At 37.0% G+C, this 17,831-nt stretch carries 18 protein-coding genes; 10 read left to right on the forward strand and 8 right to left on the reverse strand.

Annotated elements, in window-relative coordinates; translation table 11 throughout:
• Positions 1-5 precede the first annotated feature (5 nt).
• The 3 genes from ACFVR1_RS08850 (at position 6) to ACFVR1_RS08860 (ending at position 3,163) form a co-directional block, all read left to right on the forward strand.
• Positions 6-998 carry a siderophore ABC transporter substrate-binding protein gene (locus ACFVR1_RS08850; RefSeq protein WP_387583111.1) on the forward strand — a complete coding sequence of 331 codons (993 nt, stop codon included), beginning with the start codon at positions 6-8 and terminating at the stop codon, positions 996-998.
• 205 nt (positions 999-1,203) lie between these two features.
• Positions 1,204-1,815, forward strand: coding sequence for a phosphatase PAP2 family protein (locus tag ACFVR1_RS08855; RefSeq protein ID WP_387583113.1), 612 nt, complete (start codon positions 1,204-1,206; stop codon positions 1,813-1,815).
• 697 nt (positions 1,816-2,512) lie between these two features.
• Positions 2,513-3,163 carry a uracil-DNA glycosylase gene (locus tag ACFVR1_RS08860; protein WP_387583115.1) on the forward strand — a complete coding sequence of 217 codons (651 nt, stop codon included), beginning with the start codon at positions 2,513-2,515 and terminating at the stop codon, positions 3,161-3,163.
• An 80-nt stretch (positions 3,164-3,243) separates the two neighbouring features.
• On the opposite strand, the gene thrB is transcribed toward ACFVR1_RS08860, so the two are convergent.
• On the reverse strand, positions 3,244-4,164 hold the full coding sequence (gene thrB / locus ACFVR1_RS08865) for a homoserine kinase (protein WP_387583117.1): 921 nt from the start codon (positions 4,162-4,164) through the stop codon (positions 3,244-3,246).
• A complete protein-coding gene (gene thrC, locus ACFVR1_RS08870) occupies positions 4,161-5,216 on the reverse strand; it encodes a threonine synthase (protein WP_387583120.1) in 1,056 nt (351 codons plus the stop codon). The genes thrB and thrC overlap by 4 nt, the downstream gene beginning before the upstream one ends.
• A gap of 175 nt (positions 5,217-5,391) precedes the next feature.
• On the opposite strand from thrC, the gene ACFVR1_RS08875 reads away from it, so the two are divergent.
• The 3 genes from ACFVR1_RS08875 to ACFVR1_RS08885 all read left to right on the forward strand — a co-directional run bounded on the left by ACFVR1_RS08875 (position 5,392) and on the right by ACFVR1_RS08885 (position 7,855).
• Positions 5,392-6,594 (forward strand): MFS transporter, encoded by a 1,203-nt coding sequence (locus tag ACFVR1_RS08875; RefSeq protein WP_387583122.1) that lies wholly within the window; start codon positions 5,392-5,394, stop codon positions 6,592-6,594.
• A 95-nt stretch (positions 6,595-6,689) separates the two neighbouring features.
• Positions 6,690-7,214: a DNA topology modulation protein gene (locus tag ACFVR1_RS08880; RefSeq protein WP_387583124.1), complete on the forward strand. Its 525-nt coding sequence runs from the start codon at positions 6,690-6,692 to the stop codon at positions 7,212-7,214.
• 56 nt (positions 7,215-7,270) lie between these two features.
• Positions 7,271-7,855, forward strand: a complete 585-nt coding sequence (locus ACFVR1_RS08885; RefSeq protein WP_387583126.1) for a DNA-3-methyladenine glycosylase — start codon at positions 7,271-7,273, stop codon at positions 7,853-7,855.
• A gap of 85 nt (positions 7,856-7,940) precedes the next feature.
• Here ACFVR1_RS08885 and ACFVR1_RS08890 read toward each other — a convergent pair whose 3' ends face one another.
• Both ACFVR1_RS08890 and hmpA read right to left on the reverse strand, forming a co-directional pair.
• Positions 7,941-8,741, reverse strand: a complete 801-nt coding sequence (locus ACFVR1_RS08890; protein WP_387583128.1) for a GNAT family N-acetyltransferase — start codon at positions 8,739-8,741, stop codon at positions 7,941-7,943.
• A 142-nt stretch (positions 8,742-8,883) separates the two neighbouring features.
• Positions 8,884-10,071, reverse strand: coding sequence for an NO-inducible flavohemoprotein (gene hmpA, locus ACFVR1_RS08895; RefSeq protein WP_387583312.1), 1,188 nt, complete (start codon positions 10,069-10,071; stop codon positions 8,884-8,886).
• Between the two features lie 174 nt (positions 10,072-10,245).
• Here hmpA and ACFVR1_RS08900 point away from each other — a divergent pair, with 174 nt between their 5' ends.
• From ACFVR1_RS08900 to ACFVR1_RS08910, 3 genes are all read left to right on the forward strand, one after another.
• Complete coding sequence (locus ACFVR1_RS08900) at positions 10,246-10,689, forward strand: Rrf2 family transcriptional regulator (protein WP_387583131.1); 444 nt, start codon at positions 10,246-10,248, stop codon at positions 10,687-10,689.
• 46 nt (positions 10,690-10,735) lie between these two features.
• A complete protein-coding gene (locus tag ACFVR1_RS08905) occupies positions 10,736-11,662 on the forward strand; it encodes a manganese-dependent inorganic pyrophosphatase (protein WP_387583133.1) in 927 nt (308 codons plus the stop codon).
• A 169-nt stretch (positions 11,663-11,831) separates the two neighbouring features.
• Positions 11,832-12,536 carry a DsbA family oxidoreductase gene (locus tag ACFVR1_RS08910; protein WP_387583135.1) on the forward strand — a complete coding sequence of 235 codons (705 nt, stop codon included), beginning with the start codon at positions 11,832-11,834 and terminating at the stop codon, positions 12,534-12,536.
• A gap of 41 nt (positions 12,537-12,577) precedes the next feature.
• Here the strand turns inward: ACFVR1_RS08910 and ACFVR1_RS08915 are convergent, their stop codons facing one another.
• On the reverse strand, positions 12,578-12,934 hold the full coding sequence (locus ACFVR1_RS08915; protein ID WP_387583138.1) for a DUF2500 domain-containing protein: 357 nt from the start codon (positions 12,932-12,934) through the stop codon (positions 12,578-12,580).
• 99 nt (positions 12,935-13,033) lie between these two features.
• Between ACFVR1_RS08915 and ACFVR1_RS08920 the strand changes: the two genes are divergently transcribed.
• Positions 13,034-14,569, forward strand: a complete 1,536-nt coding sequence (locus ACFVR1_RS08920; RefSeq protein ID WP_387583141.1) for an FAD-dependent oxidoreductase — start codon at positions 13,034-13,036, stop codon at positions 14,567-14,569.
• A gap of 255 nt (positions 14,570-14,824) precedes the next feature.
• On the opposite strand, the gene ACFVR1_RS08925 is transcribed toward ACFVR1_RS08920, so the two are convergent.
• The 3 genes from ACFVR1_RS08925 to ACFVR1_RS08935 all read right to left on the reverse strand — a co-directional run bounded on the left by ACFVR1_RS08925 (position 14,825) and on the right by ACFVR1_RS08935 (position 17,609).
• The gene (locus ACFVR1_RS08925) at positions 14,825-15,109 is read right to left on the reverse strand and encodes a hypothetical protein (protein ID WP_387583143.1); all 285 of its coding nucleotides are present in this window, start codon (positions 15,107-15,109) and stop codon (positions 14,825-14,827) included.
• A gap of 115 nt (positions 15,110-15,224) precedes the next feature.
• Positions 15,225-16,397 (reverse strand): amidohydrolase, encoded by a 1,173-nt coding sequence (locus ACFVR1_RS08930; protein WP_387583314.1) that lies wholly within the window; start codon positions 16,395-16,397, stop codon positions 15,225-15,227.
• 24 nt (positions 16,398-16,421) lie between these two features.
• The gene (locus tag ACFVR1_RS08935) at positions 16,422-17,609 is read right to left on the reverse strand and encodes a hypothetical protein (RefSeq protein WP_387583145.1); all 1,188 of its coding nucleotides are present in this window, start codon (positions 17,607-17,609) and stop codon (positions 16,422-16,424) included.
• Positions 17,610-17,831 lie beyond the last annotated feature (222 nt).

Genomic DNA, 17,831 nt, shown 5'->3' on the forward strand with positions numbered 1-17,831 from the left:
ATTCAATGAAAAACTGGAAATTATTAGCCGTAATAAGTGCTTTGCTAGTATTATTAGCTGCATGTGGTTCAAAAAATGATGCAACAGAAGATACATCAAAATCAAACGAAGAAGCTACTACAGAAGGAACAACAGAAGAAGCATCTGTTTTCCCATTAACTATTGCACAACCAGAAGGATATAAAGAAGTAACTCTTGATGCAAAACCTAAAACAGTTGTTGTATTTGACTACGGTTTTCTAGATACATTAGATGCACTAGGAGTGGACGTAGCTTCAGTATCTCAAAGTAGCTTACCAAAATACTTAAGCAAATATGCAGATGAAACTACTTACAAAAACGCTGGTGCTTTAAAAGAGCCAGATTTTGAGGCAATCAGTGCGATGAAACCGGATGTGATTTTCATTTCTGGACGTCAAGCAGATGCATATGAAGAATTAAGTAAAATTGCTCCAACCGTTTTTGTTGGATTAAACACTGCTGACTATGTAAATTCATTTAAAGCAAACACAGAATTGGCTGGTAAAATATTCGGTAAAGAAGCAGAAGCAACTGCCGCATTAGATAAAATTGATGCAAAACTTATGGAAGTAAAAGAAAAAACATCTAATTTAGATGAAAAAGCTTTAGTTGTTCTTGCATCAGAAGGCGAATTAAGTGCTTATGGCCCTGGCTCACGTTTCGGTGTAATCCATGATGCATATGGTGTCAAAGCGGTAGATGAAAATCTAGAAGTTTCTACACATGGTCAAAGCGTTTCATATGAATATGTTTTGGAGAAGAACCCAGACATTCTTTTTGTAGTTGACCGCGATGCAGTAGTAACTGAAGGGGAATCGGCTACAAAAGCAGCAATTGAAAATGATATTGTTGGTAAAACAAACGCTGCTAAAAACGGCAAAATTTATTACTTAGATCCAGAAGTTTGGTACTTGTCAGGTGGCGGTATTGAATCTGAAAATGCAAAAATTGATGCTGTACTAGAAGCTTTAAAATAATGATGAAATGAAAGTCCACGAGGAGCAAATTCTCGTGGATTTTTGCTTTATTGGGAGAATCGCTCAATCTTTTGCTATAATCGATCAATCAAGAGGCATAATCGATCAATCATTCATGAAAATCGCTCAATCAGAAGGACATCCTTTTTCATTGTACATAATGCATATCTAGCTTATACTTTTTGTAAGAATAGGAGGGGATTATATGAAAAAATGGTTTTATCCGCTAGCATTTATAACGTTATTAGGTTTTACAGCGTTCTTTTTAACGTTTACTAAGGATGAGGTAGTTTCATTTGATCATAAAATGTCTGAATTACTAATAGGCAATCAATTTATCATTCCATTTCATTATTTAGGGGAAACCGCATTTGTAATTATCATAATGCTAATATTATTTGCATATTTATGGATTCGCTCGAAAAACTACCGTGGCATGCTATTTGGTTTGTTTACTGTTGGTGTAGGAAATGTTCTCAATCAATTATTAAAAAAATGGGTACATCGGGCTCGACCAGATGTTCCGCATCAATTAGAGAGCTTTAGTTTCCCATCTGGACATGCAATGGTCGGACTATTATATATATTCACCGTTGCATATTTTCTAACAGAATATCAATCAAATAAAAAAACTCGTATACTTATTTGGATTGGGGCTATACTCCTTACAATGATGATTGGTTTATCTCGAATTGCTGAATCCCGTCATTATGCATCTGATGTGTTTGCCGGATGGATGATAGGGTATACATGGTTTGTTATTGTTGCATTGTGGTATGAATACCGTAAAAAAAGCGGTCCAAAGATTAATTTGTAAAATCCTTTCCTTTTCAGGAGGGGATTTTTTAAAAGATTAAGAAAGAATATGAATTTTCCTCCTATGAATCCAGTGTTCATAGTACTTTAAAAAATAAAATAATGCCGTGGATTTCCGTTTCAGGTGGACGCTTTCCGCGGGGTGAGCGATGAGCCATCACCGCCGCTTACGCGTTCGTTGTGATTGCTCATCTGTCTCACTCATCCCGCTGGAGTCGCCACCTTTCACTCCAATCCATAAAGTGAGTGGTACCTAAGTAAGAGATGCTATTGCTCACGAAAACAATTTTTTGCACCATGCAAATAAGAAAGATACTTGGCAAAGTTTGGAGCCTTCATTTGCTAATCCCTATGACTAGCGGAACTAAGGGAGAAAATAGATAGGTTTTAAAGGTAAGGAAGGGGAGAGCTTCCGAAATTGTATCTTCGGAAGCTTTAAGATGAGTAGGGGAGCATTTTTCTCTTCTTATCAAAACCAAACGCATTATGTCCACACATATTACAAGAGGGCGACGGACAAACATCGGCCACAAGATTACCGAAAAAAGTGGATGGAGAAGTGACGCAGTTACTTCTCCATCCACAAAAATTCAAACAGTAATAGTGTAGGCAATGTTTCGTCCAAAGCATTCTAGAAATAGTGAAGCCAAGATACACTAAAAAGACGCTTGCGCTTTTCTTAAGAGGTGATATTCTCAATGTTCGAGTTACCAGATCAGTTAGTAAAAATCGGCATGAAAAGAATAGAAGGGTTTCCTGTTGAAGGCTTCGTCAAAGGAAAAGGTCCCAAGAATCCTGCAATTATGTTAATAGGAGAAGCACCGGGAGAAAATGAGGCTATACAAGGGATACCTTTCATCGGTAGAGCAGGAGATGAGTTAGAAAAGTCACTTAAAAGTGTAGATCTTACAAGAGATGACGTTTATATGACGAGTGCTGTGAGAAGTAGACCATACATGTGGAAAGAGAAAAAGATGAGAAATGGTGAGGTTATAGAAAGAAAATATAATCGACAACCAACACAACAAGAAATCATCGCACATGCGCCATTACTAGATTATGAAATAAAAAATATAGCACCACTAGTCATTGTGACATTGGGGAATGTTGGATTGCAGCGTTTACTTGGCAAAGAAGCGAAAGTATCTAATTTGCATGGACAAGTCCTTGAACACGCAGTGAGACATTTAGGTTCACTCGAAGAAATTGATTATGTTTGGTCGGAAGAAAAATATATAATTATCCCTACTTACCACCCTGCTGCTGTTTTTTATCGTCCTTCTAATCGAGATTTCATTGAGGAAGATTGGATGAAGATTGGTAAGTATATTAGCGTAATGAAATACTAAGTTCAACTACAAAAGATGGAAATTTCACTTTGCATTCAGCAGCTAAAAGCTACGATTGGTAATAAGAAAAAGCAGTACAGTTAACAAACTGTGCTGCCTTCTTTATTTGTAGAAACAGTAATTCCCACTATATTCATCCCAACGGGAACAAGTTCAAAACTAGGGAATTTACCATTTAAATTGGAGATAAACCTCTCTTCTGTTCCTTTTTGTACTAAGGAAAGTAGAGTAGGGCCAGCTCCGCTTATGCAGGTTCCGAATGCTCCGGCTTTTTTAGCTGCACTTATGATTTTCCTGCTGTCTGGAATTAGGTCTAGACGATATGGTTCATGAAATAAATCCTGCTCCATATACGTTCCCACTTGTTCAAATGATTGAGTGAGAAAAGCTGCTGTTAATAAGTTTGCCGTAGCGCTTGCCTGTGCAGCTATCTTACGCGTATAGCTATCAGGTAGAGCACTTCTAGCCTTTTCTGTTTTTAATTCAAAGTTGGGTATGAATAATACAAAAGCAGCATCAATATTAGAAGTATGAAACACGTGGATCTCACCATTATCTGCATTGGATGAAATAGTAAATCCTCCAAAAATCGAAGCAGCAGCATTGTCAGGGTGTCCCTCCATTACAGTCGCTACTTTCAATTTATCATGTGATGTAAGCTGAAGATCAAGTACCTGGTTAGCAACTTCTATTCCTGCAACAATAGCAGATGCACTACTTCCCATTCCGCGAGCTAGTGGAATTTCACTTTTCACTTTTAAATGACAAGAGGGTAATGCTAGCGCGTGCATTTGGGCAGTTTTTTGCGCAGCTTGGACAATTAAATGCTCTTCTGGATTATGAACTAGAGGTAAATTATCTGATAAATTATCGATTTTCCACTCCGCAGCAATCTCCACATCGACATCTAAATATTTATCCAAAGCGATTCCAATTGAGTCAAAACCAGGGCCTAAATTAGCGGTACTTGCTGGTATGGAAATTGTCCACTTCTTACTCATAGTAATCCCTCGATATATCGACGAATTTCTTCCTCATCATTTTTTAAAGATATTAAATCTACAGTTGAAACTTGCATAGCAGTATCTGGATCTTTTAAGCCATTTCCAGTAAAGATTGTTACTACTTTGCTTCCTGCAGGAATTTTTCCGGTTTTTACAGATTTAATAACTCCTGCAAGTGATGCTGCGGAACCAGGTTCAACAAACACGCCTTCTCGACTAGCGATTAGTTGATATGCGTTTAATATTTCTTCGTCTGTAACAGAGTCAATAATTCCACTAGATTCGTCACGAGCAGCTACTGCTAAAGACCAACTCGCAGGATTTCCAATTCGAATTGCTGTTGCAATTGTTTCCGGACTTGCAATCGGTGTACCTTGTACGATTGCCGCCGAACCTTCAGCTTCAAACCCAAACATTTTCGGTAGACCAGATTTTTTTACTTCATTGTATTCTTTGAAACCTTTCCAATAAGCACTAATATTTCCTGCGTTACCAACTGGAATACATAAAATATCAGGAGAAGAACCTAGAGCATCTACAATTTCAAATGCAGCTGTTTTTTGCCCTTCTAAACGGTATGGATTGACCGAGTTAACTAATGCAACAGGTGTTGTTTCGCTGATTTTCCGAACGATTTGCAGAGCATCGTCAAAGTTTCCATCAATCTCAATGATTTTAGAACCATACATACATGCTTGAGCTAATTTACCAAGAGCAACTTTTCCTTTTGGTATCACTACGATGGATTTTATGCCTGCTCGAGCAGCGTAAGCCGCAGCAGCAGCTGATGTGTTTCCTGTAGAAGCACAAATAACACATTCGCTTCCTTCTTCAATTGCTTTAGCTACAGCAAATACCATCCCACGATCTTTAAATGAGCCTGTCGGATTTGCCCCTTCCACTTTTCCATAAAGTTCGATTCCTAGTTCTTTTGACAAGTTATCTAGTTTAATAAGAGGCGTATTTCCCTCGAGTAATGATAAATTAGGTGTTTTATCTGTTACTGGTAAAAATTCTTTATATTCTTCAATTAAACCTTGCCAAGCCATGGTGTTGTCCGCCTCTCTGTTCTTCTTGAATAAACATATGTATTTCCATAAAGGACATTTTACCTTAATAAAGTATAAAAAACAAGATTAAGTTTCTTATTGATAGTTTACTATTCGATGGGTATACTAGTCATGTAAAGATGTAATATTACAGATGTAAAGACAGGAGAAATATATGAGTAAAAAGAGTTCTTTATCAAAGAATAAATTACTAGGAATTGCAGGACTTGCATGGATGTTTGATGCAATGGACGTAGGAATTCTATCATTCGTTATTGCAGCACTGTCGGCAGATTGGGGTTTGACTCCAGGGCAAATGGGTTGGATCGGAAGCGTTAACTCTATTGGAATGGCAGTAGGTGCATTAGTGTTTGGAGTGTTTGCTGATAAAGTAGGTCGTAAAAAGATTTTTATGATGACGTTATTGCTGTTTTCTATTGCAGGTGGATTATCAGCTCTGACAACTACATTGGCAGCATTTTTAATTTTACGATTCTTCGTCGGAATGGGACTGGGAGGGGAGCTACCTGTCGCGTCTACACTAGTATCTGAAAGTGTGGAAGCAAAAGAAAGAGGCAGAGTGGTTGTATTATTAGAAAGTTTTTGGGCTGCAGGCTGGCTAGTATCAGCACTAATTGCTTACTTTATTATTCCAAGTTACGGTTGGAGAATTGCTTTACTAATTACTGCATTACCAGCATTTTACGCTATCTATTTACGTATTAAGCTACCAGATTCTCCTCGTTTTACGGAGAAGAAAACAGACTCTAGAACGATTATGCAAAATATGAAAGAAGTTTGGTCTAAGAAATATGCGAAACGGACTTTAATGCTCTGGGTTGTATGGTTTACTGTCGTGTTTTCTTATTATGGTATGTTTTTGTGGCTTCCAAGTGTGATGGTGATGAAAGGATTTACACTGATTAAAAGTTTTGAATACGTATTAATCATGACACTTGCTCAATTACCTGGTTATTTCTCTGCCGCATGGTTAATAGAAAAAATGGGCCGCAAGTTTGTATTGGTTACTTATTTACTCGGAACTGCAGCGAGTGCGTTTGTATTTGGTTCTGCTGAAACTACAGCTGCATTAATTGTTTCAGGTATGTTCCTGTCGTTCTTTAACCTAGGCGCTTGGGGAGCTTTATATGCATATTCCCCAGAACAGTATCCAACAGTTATCCGTGCAACAGGCTCTGGAATGGCTGCTTCAATTGGCCGTGTAGGAGGAATTTTAGGACCTCTATTAGTTGGGTCACTTGTAACTTCTGGATATGAAATCAGTTGGATTTTCGGTATATTCTGTATAGCAATAGTCATTGGTGTACTATCTGTTATATTCCTTGGGACTGAAACAAAACAAGTTGAATTAGATTAATTTATGAGCCCGTTCTATATGAGAGCGGGTTTTATTATGTTTGGATGGTAAAACATAGTAAAATGAAGAAATAGTAACGCAAGGGGAGTGGAGACTTGGGGGAATTAAAACATAAAAGAATTCTAATCATAGGCTCGAGTGGTGCAGGGAAATCGACATTATCAACAAAGCTAGCAGAAAAGTGGAAATTACCGCTAGTCCATTTAGATGCACTATTTTGGAACGCTGGTTGGGTTCCAACTCCGAAACCAGAATTTAGAGAGAAAATTCAAGGGAAATTAGAAGAAGACGAATGGATTATTGATGGTAATTTTGACTCTACTTTAGAATTAAGAGCGAAGTATGCAGATTTAATCATCTTCTTAGATTTCCCAAGACTTCTATGTACGTATCGAGTTTTCAAAAGAGCATGGATGTATAGGGGAACAACTCGTCCTGATATGGCTTCAGGGTGTGAAGAAAAAATAGACATAGAATTTGCCCAGTGGGTTTGGCGTTTTCCAAGGGATGTGCGTCCAGGTATTTTAAAATTATTGAGACATACAAATAATGTGGATATATGTATATTACGTAATCCAAAAGAAGTAAAAGCCTTTCTAGAAACTGCTCCGAGTAGATAAGTATTTCTCTAAAATGAGCAGGCAAACTTTGAAGCGAAGAAAATGAGGTTTTATAAATGAAATCAATAGATCCAACATTTTTTCATCAACCAACATTAGAGTTAGCAAGAAATTTAATAGGGAAATATATCGTTCATGAGCATGATAGAGGGCTTCTAATAGGGAAAATTGTAGAAACTGAAGCGTATATGGGTGCCGAAGACAGAGCTGCGCATAGCTTTGGAAACAGAAGAACGAAACGAACCGAAGTAATGTTTGGAGAACCTGGACTTATTTATACCTATCAAATGCATACACATACACTTATAAACGTAGTGGCAGGAGTAGAAGGTATTCCTAATGCCATATTAATACGCGCAATAGAGCCAATGGAAGGCTTAGACCTAATGAAAGAATTCCGTAACAATTTACCAATGAAGCAATGGACAAACGGGCCAGGTAAACTAACAAAAGCGCTAGGAATTACGATGGAGTACTATGGAAAGAAGTGGACGGAAAAGCCCCTATATATAACAGAAGGAGAAGAAGTGAGTTTGATTTCTACAGGACCTAGAATAGGTATAGAAAATAGTGGAGAAGCAGTACACTACCCATATAGATTTTGGGAAACGGACAATCCATTTGTCTCAAAAATGAGATAGGACGGTGGATAATGCTATGGGTAAGGTTAGCAAAACTCACAAAAAACGACCGGCCAATCTATATTGGTCGGTCATTACTATTTTATTATATTAATTTTCCCATATAAAACTCGTCCACAAATTGACCATTAATGATTAGAGCATTTTTTCGGTCTCCTTCAATATCGAAACCTAGCTTTTTATAAAGCTTTTGTGCATTAGTATTTTCTTTAATGACAGAAAGCTCAAGCTTTGATATTCCTACTTCTTTTGCCCATTTTTCACCATGCAGCATAAGAGAAGAAGCTATCCCTTTTTGAGCGAACTCCTGTTTCACACCAATGACTACAGAAGCTCGGTGTAAAGCACGTGGAGCAGGACCACCAGTAAATAATACATACCCAGCAAACTGACCATTCATAATGGCAAAAAGTAAAATTGAATTAGCAGTATTTTTCCAATTAGTCATTTCTTTACGCATACTTTGAACAGTCATTTGTATGTCTGATTTTCCATACAACATAAAGTCTGTTTCTGAGAAAATCGATTCCTGTAAGCGTATGAATGAGCGTGCATCTTCTAATTCTGCTTCTCGAATAATAAGGATATCCTGCTGATTGTTTTCATCCATTAGTCGTTCTTCTGTCTCTAAAACGCTACTATGAAAAAGAACAGATTTCCCTATTTCTACAGATTTTACGGAGTATCCATTATCTGTCCAGGCAAAATAATGTAATGCAGGTGGCTTTGTTTTTTTCCACCAACTGCTACTTAAATAAGCAGCATTCGGCAGTATTTGGCCAATGATCGCCTCAATTTCATTATATGTTAATGTAATTTCTTTCTTTGTTGATTGTTTGAAAAAGTTGGCAAGTGGTATATATTTACTCTCAAAAAGTTTGGCCATAATTTCACTCTTTTCTTTATTTACAAAGATTATAGTATAATTATAGCATCAAGCACTTAAATTTTGCACTACTAAAAGCTTATTTTTACGTTAAATAATTCCTATATAAAGTATTACTTCAAAAGATGAAAGTTTCTTTACATTAAGCTTCAACTAAATCTAATTGTAAAGCAGGTCCAAAGAATTCAAAGTGAATTTGTTCATTAGAATAACCTAGTTCAAGTAAATGATTAATCATTGCTTCCATAAACCCAACTGGTCCACATACGTAAACGTCGCCATCTTTACGTGTATGCTCTTTTAGTAAATCTTTTGTAATAAACCCATCACCACTATCAGAGTAAAGTGCTACATACTTGGCATCATCCATTTTTTCCATTAAAGCTTTAATATCTTTATCAAACGGATGAAGGCTTTCATTGCGGGCACTATAGATAAAGGATACTGGACGATTTGGTTGGTTTTTCGCAATTGTTTCGAACATACTCATCATTGGTGTAATACCCACACCACCACTAACGAAAGTTACAGATGTTGTTTTTTCAGAATTTAAAACGAATTCACCTGCTGGAGCAGTTAATTCAACTATGTCCCCAATGTTTACGTTATTGTGTAAATGAACGGAAACTTTTCCTTCTGGATTATTTTCATCTTCTTTTTTCACGGAAATACGGAATGACTCAGAATCTGCTGCTTTTGATAAGCTATACTGTCTGTTCATCAAATACTTTTCCCCTGGAATGAGTACACGAATCGTTATGAATTGTCCAGGCTCATAAGTAGGTACTGCAGATCCATCTGCTGGTTTTAAATAAAATGAAGTAATGTTGTTACTTTCTTTTACTTTATCTGCAATAACGAAGTCTTTAAAGAATCTCCAACCGCCTTCTTTTGACTCTGCTGCTACATACATTTCTTCTTCTATGCCGATAAAAGCATCGGCGATAACTCCATATGCTTCAGCCCAAGCATTAATGATATCGTCAGTAGCTGCATCTCCTAATACTTCTTTAATTGCTCCAAGTAGATGTTCGCCTACAATTGGATAATGTTCAGGTTTAATACCTAAGCTGACATGTTTTTGTCCGATTTGTTTCACTGCTGGAATAATTGTCGCTAAATTATCAATATGCACCGCAGCTGCATATACAGCGTTTGCTAGAGCAGTTTGTTGGCGACCTTTTGCTTGGTTAGCATGATTGAAAATATTTAAAAGCTCTGGGTGTGCATTAAACAAATTTTTATAAAAAGCTGTAGTTATTGCAACTCCGTGAACTTCTAATACAGGTGCTGTAGATTTTACGATATCAATTGTTTTTTGAGATAACATATTAATTACACGTCCTTTTCTTTTTCTCGTTGCTTTCAAACACAACAATACTCCTGCATTTCTCTTAAAGCAATATTTAAAATACATCTTTAAAAACCTTTAATAAATCAGACACATTTCTTTCACGACTTTGTCATAATCGTTATAATGGGATTGAAGAATGGTGGTGGCAGTGTGAGATTAACTATGTATACAGATTTCTCTTTAAGGGTGTTAATATACCTGGGAACAAAAGAAAAAAACGAGCTTTCAACGATTCAATCCATATCAGATGCATATAGTATTTCGAAAAATCATTTGATGAAAGTAACTCATGAATTAGGAAAACTCGGTTATATTGAAACGATAAGAGGAAGAGGCGGCGGGATTCGTTTAGCGATGGAGCCAACAGCTATTAATATAGGACAAGTTGTAAGACAAACAGAAGACGACTTCCACTTAGTAGAATGTTTTGATTGCAGTACTAATTCTTGTGTAATTACGCCTGCTTGTAGTTTAAAGGGTGCTCTCCAGCTAGCTTTAAAGGCATATTTAAATGTACTAGATGAATATACACTTGCAGATTTTTTACATCAAAAAACACAATTAGCAAATTTACTTTTCAATCAGCAGAGATAAGTATGATAAAATAGTTTCGGAAATTGTTTTTTTAGGAGGACTATTCATGGAAAAAGTATTAGTTTTTGGTCATAAAAACCCAGACACAGACACGATTACATCAGCAATTGTTTATGCGTATTTAAAAAATGCAATCGGCTTAAACACGGAAGCAGTGCGTTTAGGTGAATTAAATAATGAAACAAAATTCGCTTTAGAAAAATTCGGATTCGAAGCCCCAAGATTGGTTGGAAATGTTTCGACTGAAGCGAAGAAAGTAATTTTAGTCGATCACAATGAAAAGCAACAAAGCGCAGAGGGTATCGAAGAAGTACAAGTAACAGAAGTAATTGACCATCACCGAATCGCAAACTTTGAAACAGCGGAGCCGTTATACTATCGCGCAGAGCCAGTTGGATGCACAGCTACTATTTTAAATAAAATCTTTAAAGAAAAAGGCGTAGAAATCCCAGCAAATATTGCAGGTTTAATGCTTTCTGCAATTGTTTCAGATTCTTTATTATTTAAATCTCCTACTTGTACAGAAGAAGACATTACCGCTGCACGTGAGCTTGAAAAAATTGCAGGTGTAAATGTAGAAGAGTATGGACTAGCAATGTTAAAAGCAGGAGCAGATTTGAGTGATAAAAGCCTAGAAGATTTACTTTCTTTAGACGCAAAAGAATTCGGCATGGGCGAATACAAAGTAGTCATCGCACAAGTAAACGCAGTAGACGTTAACGACGTAATGGGTCGCCAAGAAGAGCTAGAAGAATTAATTCATCGTGAAATTCAAGAAAAAGAGTTGGACTTATTCTTCTTCGTTGTAACAGATATATTAAACAACGACTCTGTAGCACTAGCACTTGGAAAAGTAGCTTTAAAAGCAGAAGCTGCATTTAATGTGAAATTCGACAACAATACCGCGCTATTAAAAGGCGTAGTATCTCGTAAAAAACAAGTGGTCCCAGCACTAACTGAAGCATTAGCTTAATAAAGTTAAAAAAGGCTATCTCGACAGTTGCTATTTACTAAAAGCAATCAAGGGATAGCCTTTTTCTTAGAAAATCTCGAAGTATCTCAGAAAACGATTCAGATTTTTAATAAGCATTTAAATTGTTGAACACAGCGGAAAACTTTACAATGAAATAGAGGTGATTATGATGAAAATTGAAGTATGGTCGGATTTTGTATGTCCTTTTTGTTATATAGGAAAAAGAAGACTGGAAGAAGCTTTGGCGCAAACGGGCTTCGCGAGCCAAGCAGAGGTTGAATTTAAAAGTTTTGAACTTGATCCGAATACGCCGAAAATGTCCGATAAGAGTTTGTATGAAGTGCTCGCGGAAAAATACGGTTCCACTGTGGAAGCAGCTAAACAAATGACAGATAACGTAGTAGCGCAAGCGAAAACAGTTGGGTTAGAGTACAATTTCGATGTCATAAAACCAGCCAATACGTTGGATGCCCATCGTTTAGTAAAGTGGGCAACTGCGCAAGGAAAAGCAAAAGAGGCAAATGAGTTAATGTTACACTCTTATTTCATAGAAGCAAAAGAAATTGGAAAGCTTGATGTTCTTTTAGATTTAATAGAGTCAATAGGCTTATCTAGAGAAGAAGCGGAGAAAGTTTTGAATTCTAATGCGTATTTAGAAGAAGTTCGTTTAGATATCGCTCGAGCTGGGCAGATTGGTGTTCGTGGAGTTCCATTCTTTGTTTTAAATGATAAATATGCCATTTCTGGTGCACAACCTACCGAAACATTCGTTGGCGCATTGAATAAAATTGCAGATGAGGAAGGAATCTCACCAAAACTACAAATCATTGGAGAAGAAGCTAATCTTTGCACCGATGAAACATGTGATATTTGATAAAATAGTAAGCCAGCTAGGAGAAGTCCTAACTGGCTTTTTTATGTTCTTCTTTCAAATGAATGAAATCTAGTACCTTGGAAAGTCAAAACACCAAGATCATCTTCGGCAAGCATTCCGTATTCGTGTCCACTAAGTTTAAATTCAGTGCGATCGCTACTTTCAAATTGAAATGTTACGTAATAGGAAGTAGATGCAGCAGTATCTCCAGCTCCACCACTAGTTTTCGAACGCTTTGTTACAACTTGTGCTGGTACAGAGAGCTTAGGAGAATTATTGTTGTTATTCCATTCGGTTAATCCCTTTATAATTGCGAAGAGAATAAGTCCAACTATTAAGATGAAAAATAATCCAAAAAATATAGGGATACCTCCAAAGATAAATCCGAAATTATCCATATAAATCCTCCTTACAAAAAACTGTTTTTATCTTATACGCAAAAGATTGAATAAAGTTTCGTTTATAGATAGACACTAGTAAAAAAAGGAGGAAATACAATGACAGATAAAATATTACCTAGTGAATCCCAATCCTATTGGCGTGCATCAAACGAATTTCCTGTGTTTCCAAAATTAAGTGAAGATATGGATACAGATGTCGTCATTATAGGAGCGGGTCTTACCGGAATTACGGCAGCTTATTTGCTAAGTACTAGTGGTCGAAAAGTGATTGTAGTTGAAGGAAGTAGAATATTAGAGGGAACAACGGGGTTCACAACTGCAAAAGTAACAGCACAGCATGGTCCCATTTATCAACAGCTGATAACTACTTTTGGAGAAGTAAGTGCACGATTATATTATGAAGCAAACACATCCGCCAAAAACTTCATAGAAAAAACTGCCAGGGAATTAGGAATCGATTGTGATTTTGAAAATGTAGATGCTTTTTTATATGCGGATACAGAAGATGGTGTGGATATAATTAAGAAAGAAATGAACGCTTACAAAAAACTTGGAATAGAAGGAGCGGCTCTCACAAAAGACACTGGTCTTCCATATACAGTGAAAGAATCACTCAAACTAGAAAACCAAGGGCAATTTCATCCCTTAAAATACGCGACGGGATTAGTGAAAAAAGCAATGGAAAATGGTGTCCAGTTTTACGAGCAATCTCGAGCTAAATCGATTCATTCCACTAATCTTGTTGAAATGGTGGATGGAAATGAAATACATGCGAATAAAATACTCGTGTGTAGCCATTTTCCTTTTAATGATGAAGACGGGCTTTATTTCACTCGAATGTACGCCGAGAGATCGTATGCCCTTGCTTCCCTTGCGGATGCAAATTATCCAAAAGGAATATATATTAACGTAGAAAAGCCGACAAGATCCATTCGAACTGCGCTAAGTGCAGATGGAAAAAGGTATTTGCTTATAGGTGGGGAAGGGCATATTACAGGTAGATTCCAAGGCGATATGACAACAAACTATGATACGCTGGCTGCATTTGGGCGAGAGCAATTCAAAGTTAAGCAATATGCATATCGTTGGTCAGCGCAGGATTTAGTGACTCTAGATCAGCTACCTTACGTAGGATCTATGACCCCTGGATTGCAAGATGTATTAGTTGCAACAGGCTATGCAAAATGGGGGATGACGAATAGTACCGTCGCTGCAAAAATCATGGCTGATAACGTCCTAGGAAAAGAAAATCGATTTGCAGATCTTTATAGTCCAATACGTTCAAAAATGAAAAAAGAAGATTTAGCTAGCTTTGCCAAAATAAATGCAAGCGTCGCAAAAGAGCTCATCAAAGGAAAGACTGAAAAAATTGACGTGCTTTTTAAAGACTTAGAGCTTGGCAAGGGAGATATTGTAAAGCTTGACGGCAAAAAAGTTGGAGCATTTAAAGATGTAACAGGTAAGGTATATTTAGTAAAACCGGTTTGTACACATCTTGGATGCGATGTCGTATTCAACGCGGCTGAATGCTCGTGGGATTGTCCATGTCATGGATCTAGATACACTTTTACTGGAGAAGTGTTGGAAGGACCAGCATACGAGCCGTTGGAGAAAATAGAATATGAGGAATGACTATCCAGCAATTGGATAAGGGAGACCGAATCGAACATGAAAGCAACCAATTAGGTTATTAGAGCAACCAGTCAAATTATGAAAGCGACTAAATCAATAGCGAGAGCAACCAAATTACAAAGAGCTCAGAGAAAAACAAAATCTCTAAGTTCTTTTTCTTTTGCCCCTTATGATGGTTCAAGAGATGGGCACTGTAAGGATCTGGTTCCTTTCTTATAAAAAACAATCGTGCGGAATGAAATCTGCACGATTGTTTTATGAAGATATTGAATTTGTCTCATTTAAAGCTCGTTTTTGTAAATCTAAAATAAGTGGATCCGATGACGTTTCCAGTAGGTCTGCTTGTTTTTGTTGCAAGTCTAGTCGCATTTTTTCTGTTTCTAGTAAAAAGGTATTGTATTTGAGTTTTTCTAGCTCGATTTCATCTTTTACAATTTGTGCCCTCGCTTTATACGATTTTCGTAAATGAGTAGTCCATATTGCAGAAAGTGGTATAGAAAAAATCATTACTACAGCTACTAACCCTACAAATTCTCCCATCTAAAATCCCTCCTAATACATTTTCTTAAGTATATACGAAATTGATAGAGGATAGTTTCAAAATTTAAAAAACTACTCTAAATAATTTTAGAGTAGTTGTCGTTGGAAAAGCAGATTATTTATTCAAGTACGCCCATGCATATTGTGCATATAATTCCGCTCCAGTAACAAGAGCATCTTCGTCGATATCGAAATTTCCGTGATGATGTGCCCATTCAGTATCTTTTTCCGGATTTCCACTTCCTACAAGTGCGAAGCTTCCAGGAGCTTTTGTTAGGAATGCAGAGAAATCTTCGCCACCCATAGTCGGTTTTTCATTAAAGATAACTTCAGAACCAAATGATTCCACAGCAACTCGTTGCACAAGTTTTGCGCTTTCTTCATCATTGTCAACTGCGTCCGTACCACGAATGTATTCCACTTCTGCGGTAGCACCATAAATAGCTGCAACGCTTTCCGCATATTCCGTAATACTTTTTTCAATATGATCGCGCGTATCTGCATGGAACGTACGAACTGTTCCTTCGATTTCTGCGTTTTCCGCGATTACATTAAATCTTGTTCCTACTACCATTTTACCAACCGTAAGAACAGCGGGACTTTGTGGATCAATCGTTCTAGAAATGACAGTCTGTACATTCATAACAAATGAGGAAGCGACTATTGCTGCGTCGATACAAGCTTCTGGTATAGCACCGTGTCCGCCGCGACCTTTAAACTTCACTTTGAAAATATCAGCAGCAGCAAATGATGGTCCCGGTGTACAGGAAACTTTATGAGTTGGCATTTGAGACCAGATATGAATTCCGAAAACATTGTCTACTCCATCCATGGCACCTTGGGCTACCATTGCTTTAGCACCTGCTGCAGCTTCTTCAGCTGGTTGGAAGAAGAATCGAACATTTCCTGGAAGTTGGTCTTTTATTTCAGATAATGCTTTTGCTGCAATTAGTAACATGGACGTATGTGCGTCATGTCCACATGCATGCATTTTTCCTTCCTCTTTAGATGCATAAGGTACGTGTGTATTAAGTTGTTGTACCGGAAGTGCATCCATATCTCCACGAAGTGCAACCGTTTTGCCGTCAAAAGCCCCTTTTATTTCTGCGATAACCCCTGTAGGTTCTGTTTTTCGGTAAGAAATGCCGAGCTTATCTAAGTAATCACAAACAAATGCAGTAGTTTTGAATTCTTCAAATGATAGCTCTGGTTCGCTATGTAATTTGCGACGAAGTGCAGTTAGTTCTTCCTTATTAGTTGTAACCGATTGTTTAATTGTTTGATTTATCATGGTTCATTTTCCTCCTAGTTTTTATAAAAACCCTACAAATATACCAGCTAGAATAACAGATACAATTGTTACACTAATGAATCCTCCAACTAGCATCGATGGTAGCATATGATTCGTTAACACTTTTCTTTCCTTCTCATCTTGCGTTAATGAATTAATAACCTCATTTGTAATAATGTAATCTGCTGGAAATCCATAAAGTGCAGTTAACGATATAGCGAATGCCATATATTTACTTACTTTTAGCACTTTCCCTATGATGAATGAGAATATGTACATCCCAATCACACCTAAAATAATCGTTCCAACAAGCGGATATAAAATTTCCATAATCATCGACGGGGTTGCTTTTTTCAGCGCATCGAAAACAAACAACATTAAGACCATAATACATAAGCCAAAACCATTCGCTTTTTGTAATACTTGACGCTCTAAGAAGCCAACACTGGCAGCAATTATACCGAACAATAAACAAAGAACATAAGGGCTGATTGTTACGATTGGCGCAAGTAATGTAGAAACTAGATAAGCCAGGAAGCCGACAAAAGCTAAACGGAAAAATTTAAAATAACTTGTGTTATATTTAGCGGGCATTTTAGGAAACATTTTAAGTTCATCTTTTGTTTCATCCGAAGAAGAGCTTGCTTGTTCAGTTGGAACTAGTTCACCCTTGCGGAACTTCTCAAGCAGCATTTTGCCTTCTTTTTTAAGTGCAATGGAGGTTAGGGGATACCCAGCGAATCCTTGCATCACATAAATAACAATGGCGAACACAGATAATGTAGTTAGCCCTGCATTTGCGGCTCCATCTGACATAATCAAAGCAGAAACTAGCCCACCAACCAGTGGAGGGATAGCAACAATGACTGTTTGAAAATCAAATAAAAACGTTCCAATTCCTAAAAGAACTACGATAATCCCTAAGATTCCAGCGAGGGAAATTAGAATGGTTTTCCACTGTTCTTTTAATTGTTGTATAGAAAGCAACGTACCCATATTCGTAATAAGTAAGTAAATCATCATCGATGCTACGACAGGGGGAACACCTGCAATAGAAACGATTTCTTTAGGAAAGAAAGTCCAATATCCAATTATGAAAAGGACTGCAGATACAAACACGGACGGTATCCAAGCCTTTGTACGAGTAGAAACAAGATCTCCTATAAAAAGAATAGCAATTACAATAACTAAAGCTAGCATTTGTGACATAATAAACTTTCCTTTCTGACAATAAAGAATAATCAACACAATATCATATATGTTGTATTATGTATATAATATATTTCTAAATAGTAAGTTTTTTGATGGATAATATTTAATTGTCTACTTATATAGAAGTGACAGTTTACCTTCTAGATGAAACCCGAGACCAATTTCTAAAAAAAATTTGACATAGCACTATTCCTTCTCAAATTGACAATAAAAAAAGCT

It is taken from the genome of Psychrobacillus sp. NPDC058041 (genome assembly GCF_042885655.1).
Classification (GTDB): Bacteria; Bacillota; Bacilli; order Bacillales_A; family Planococcaceae; genus Psychrobacillus.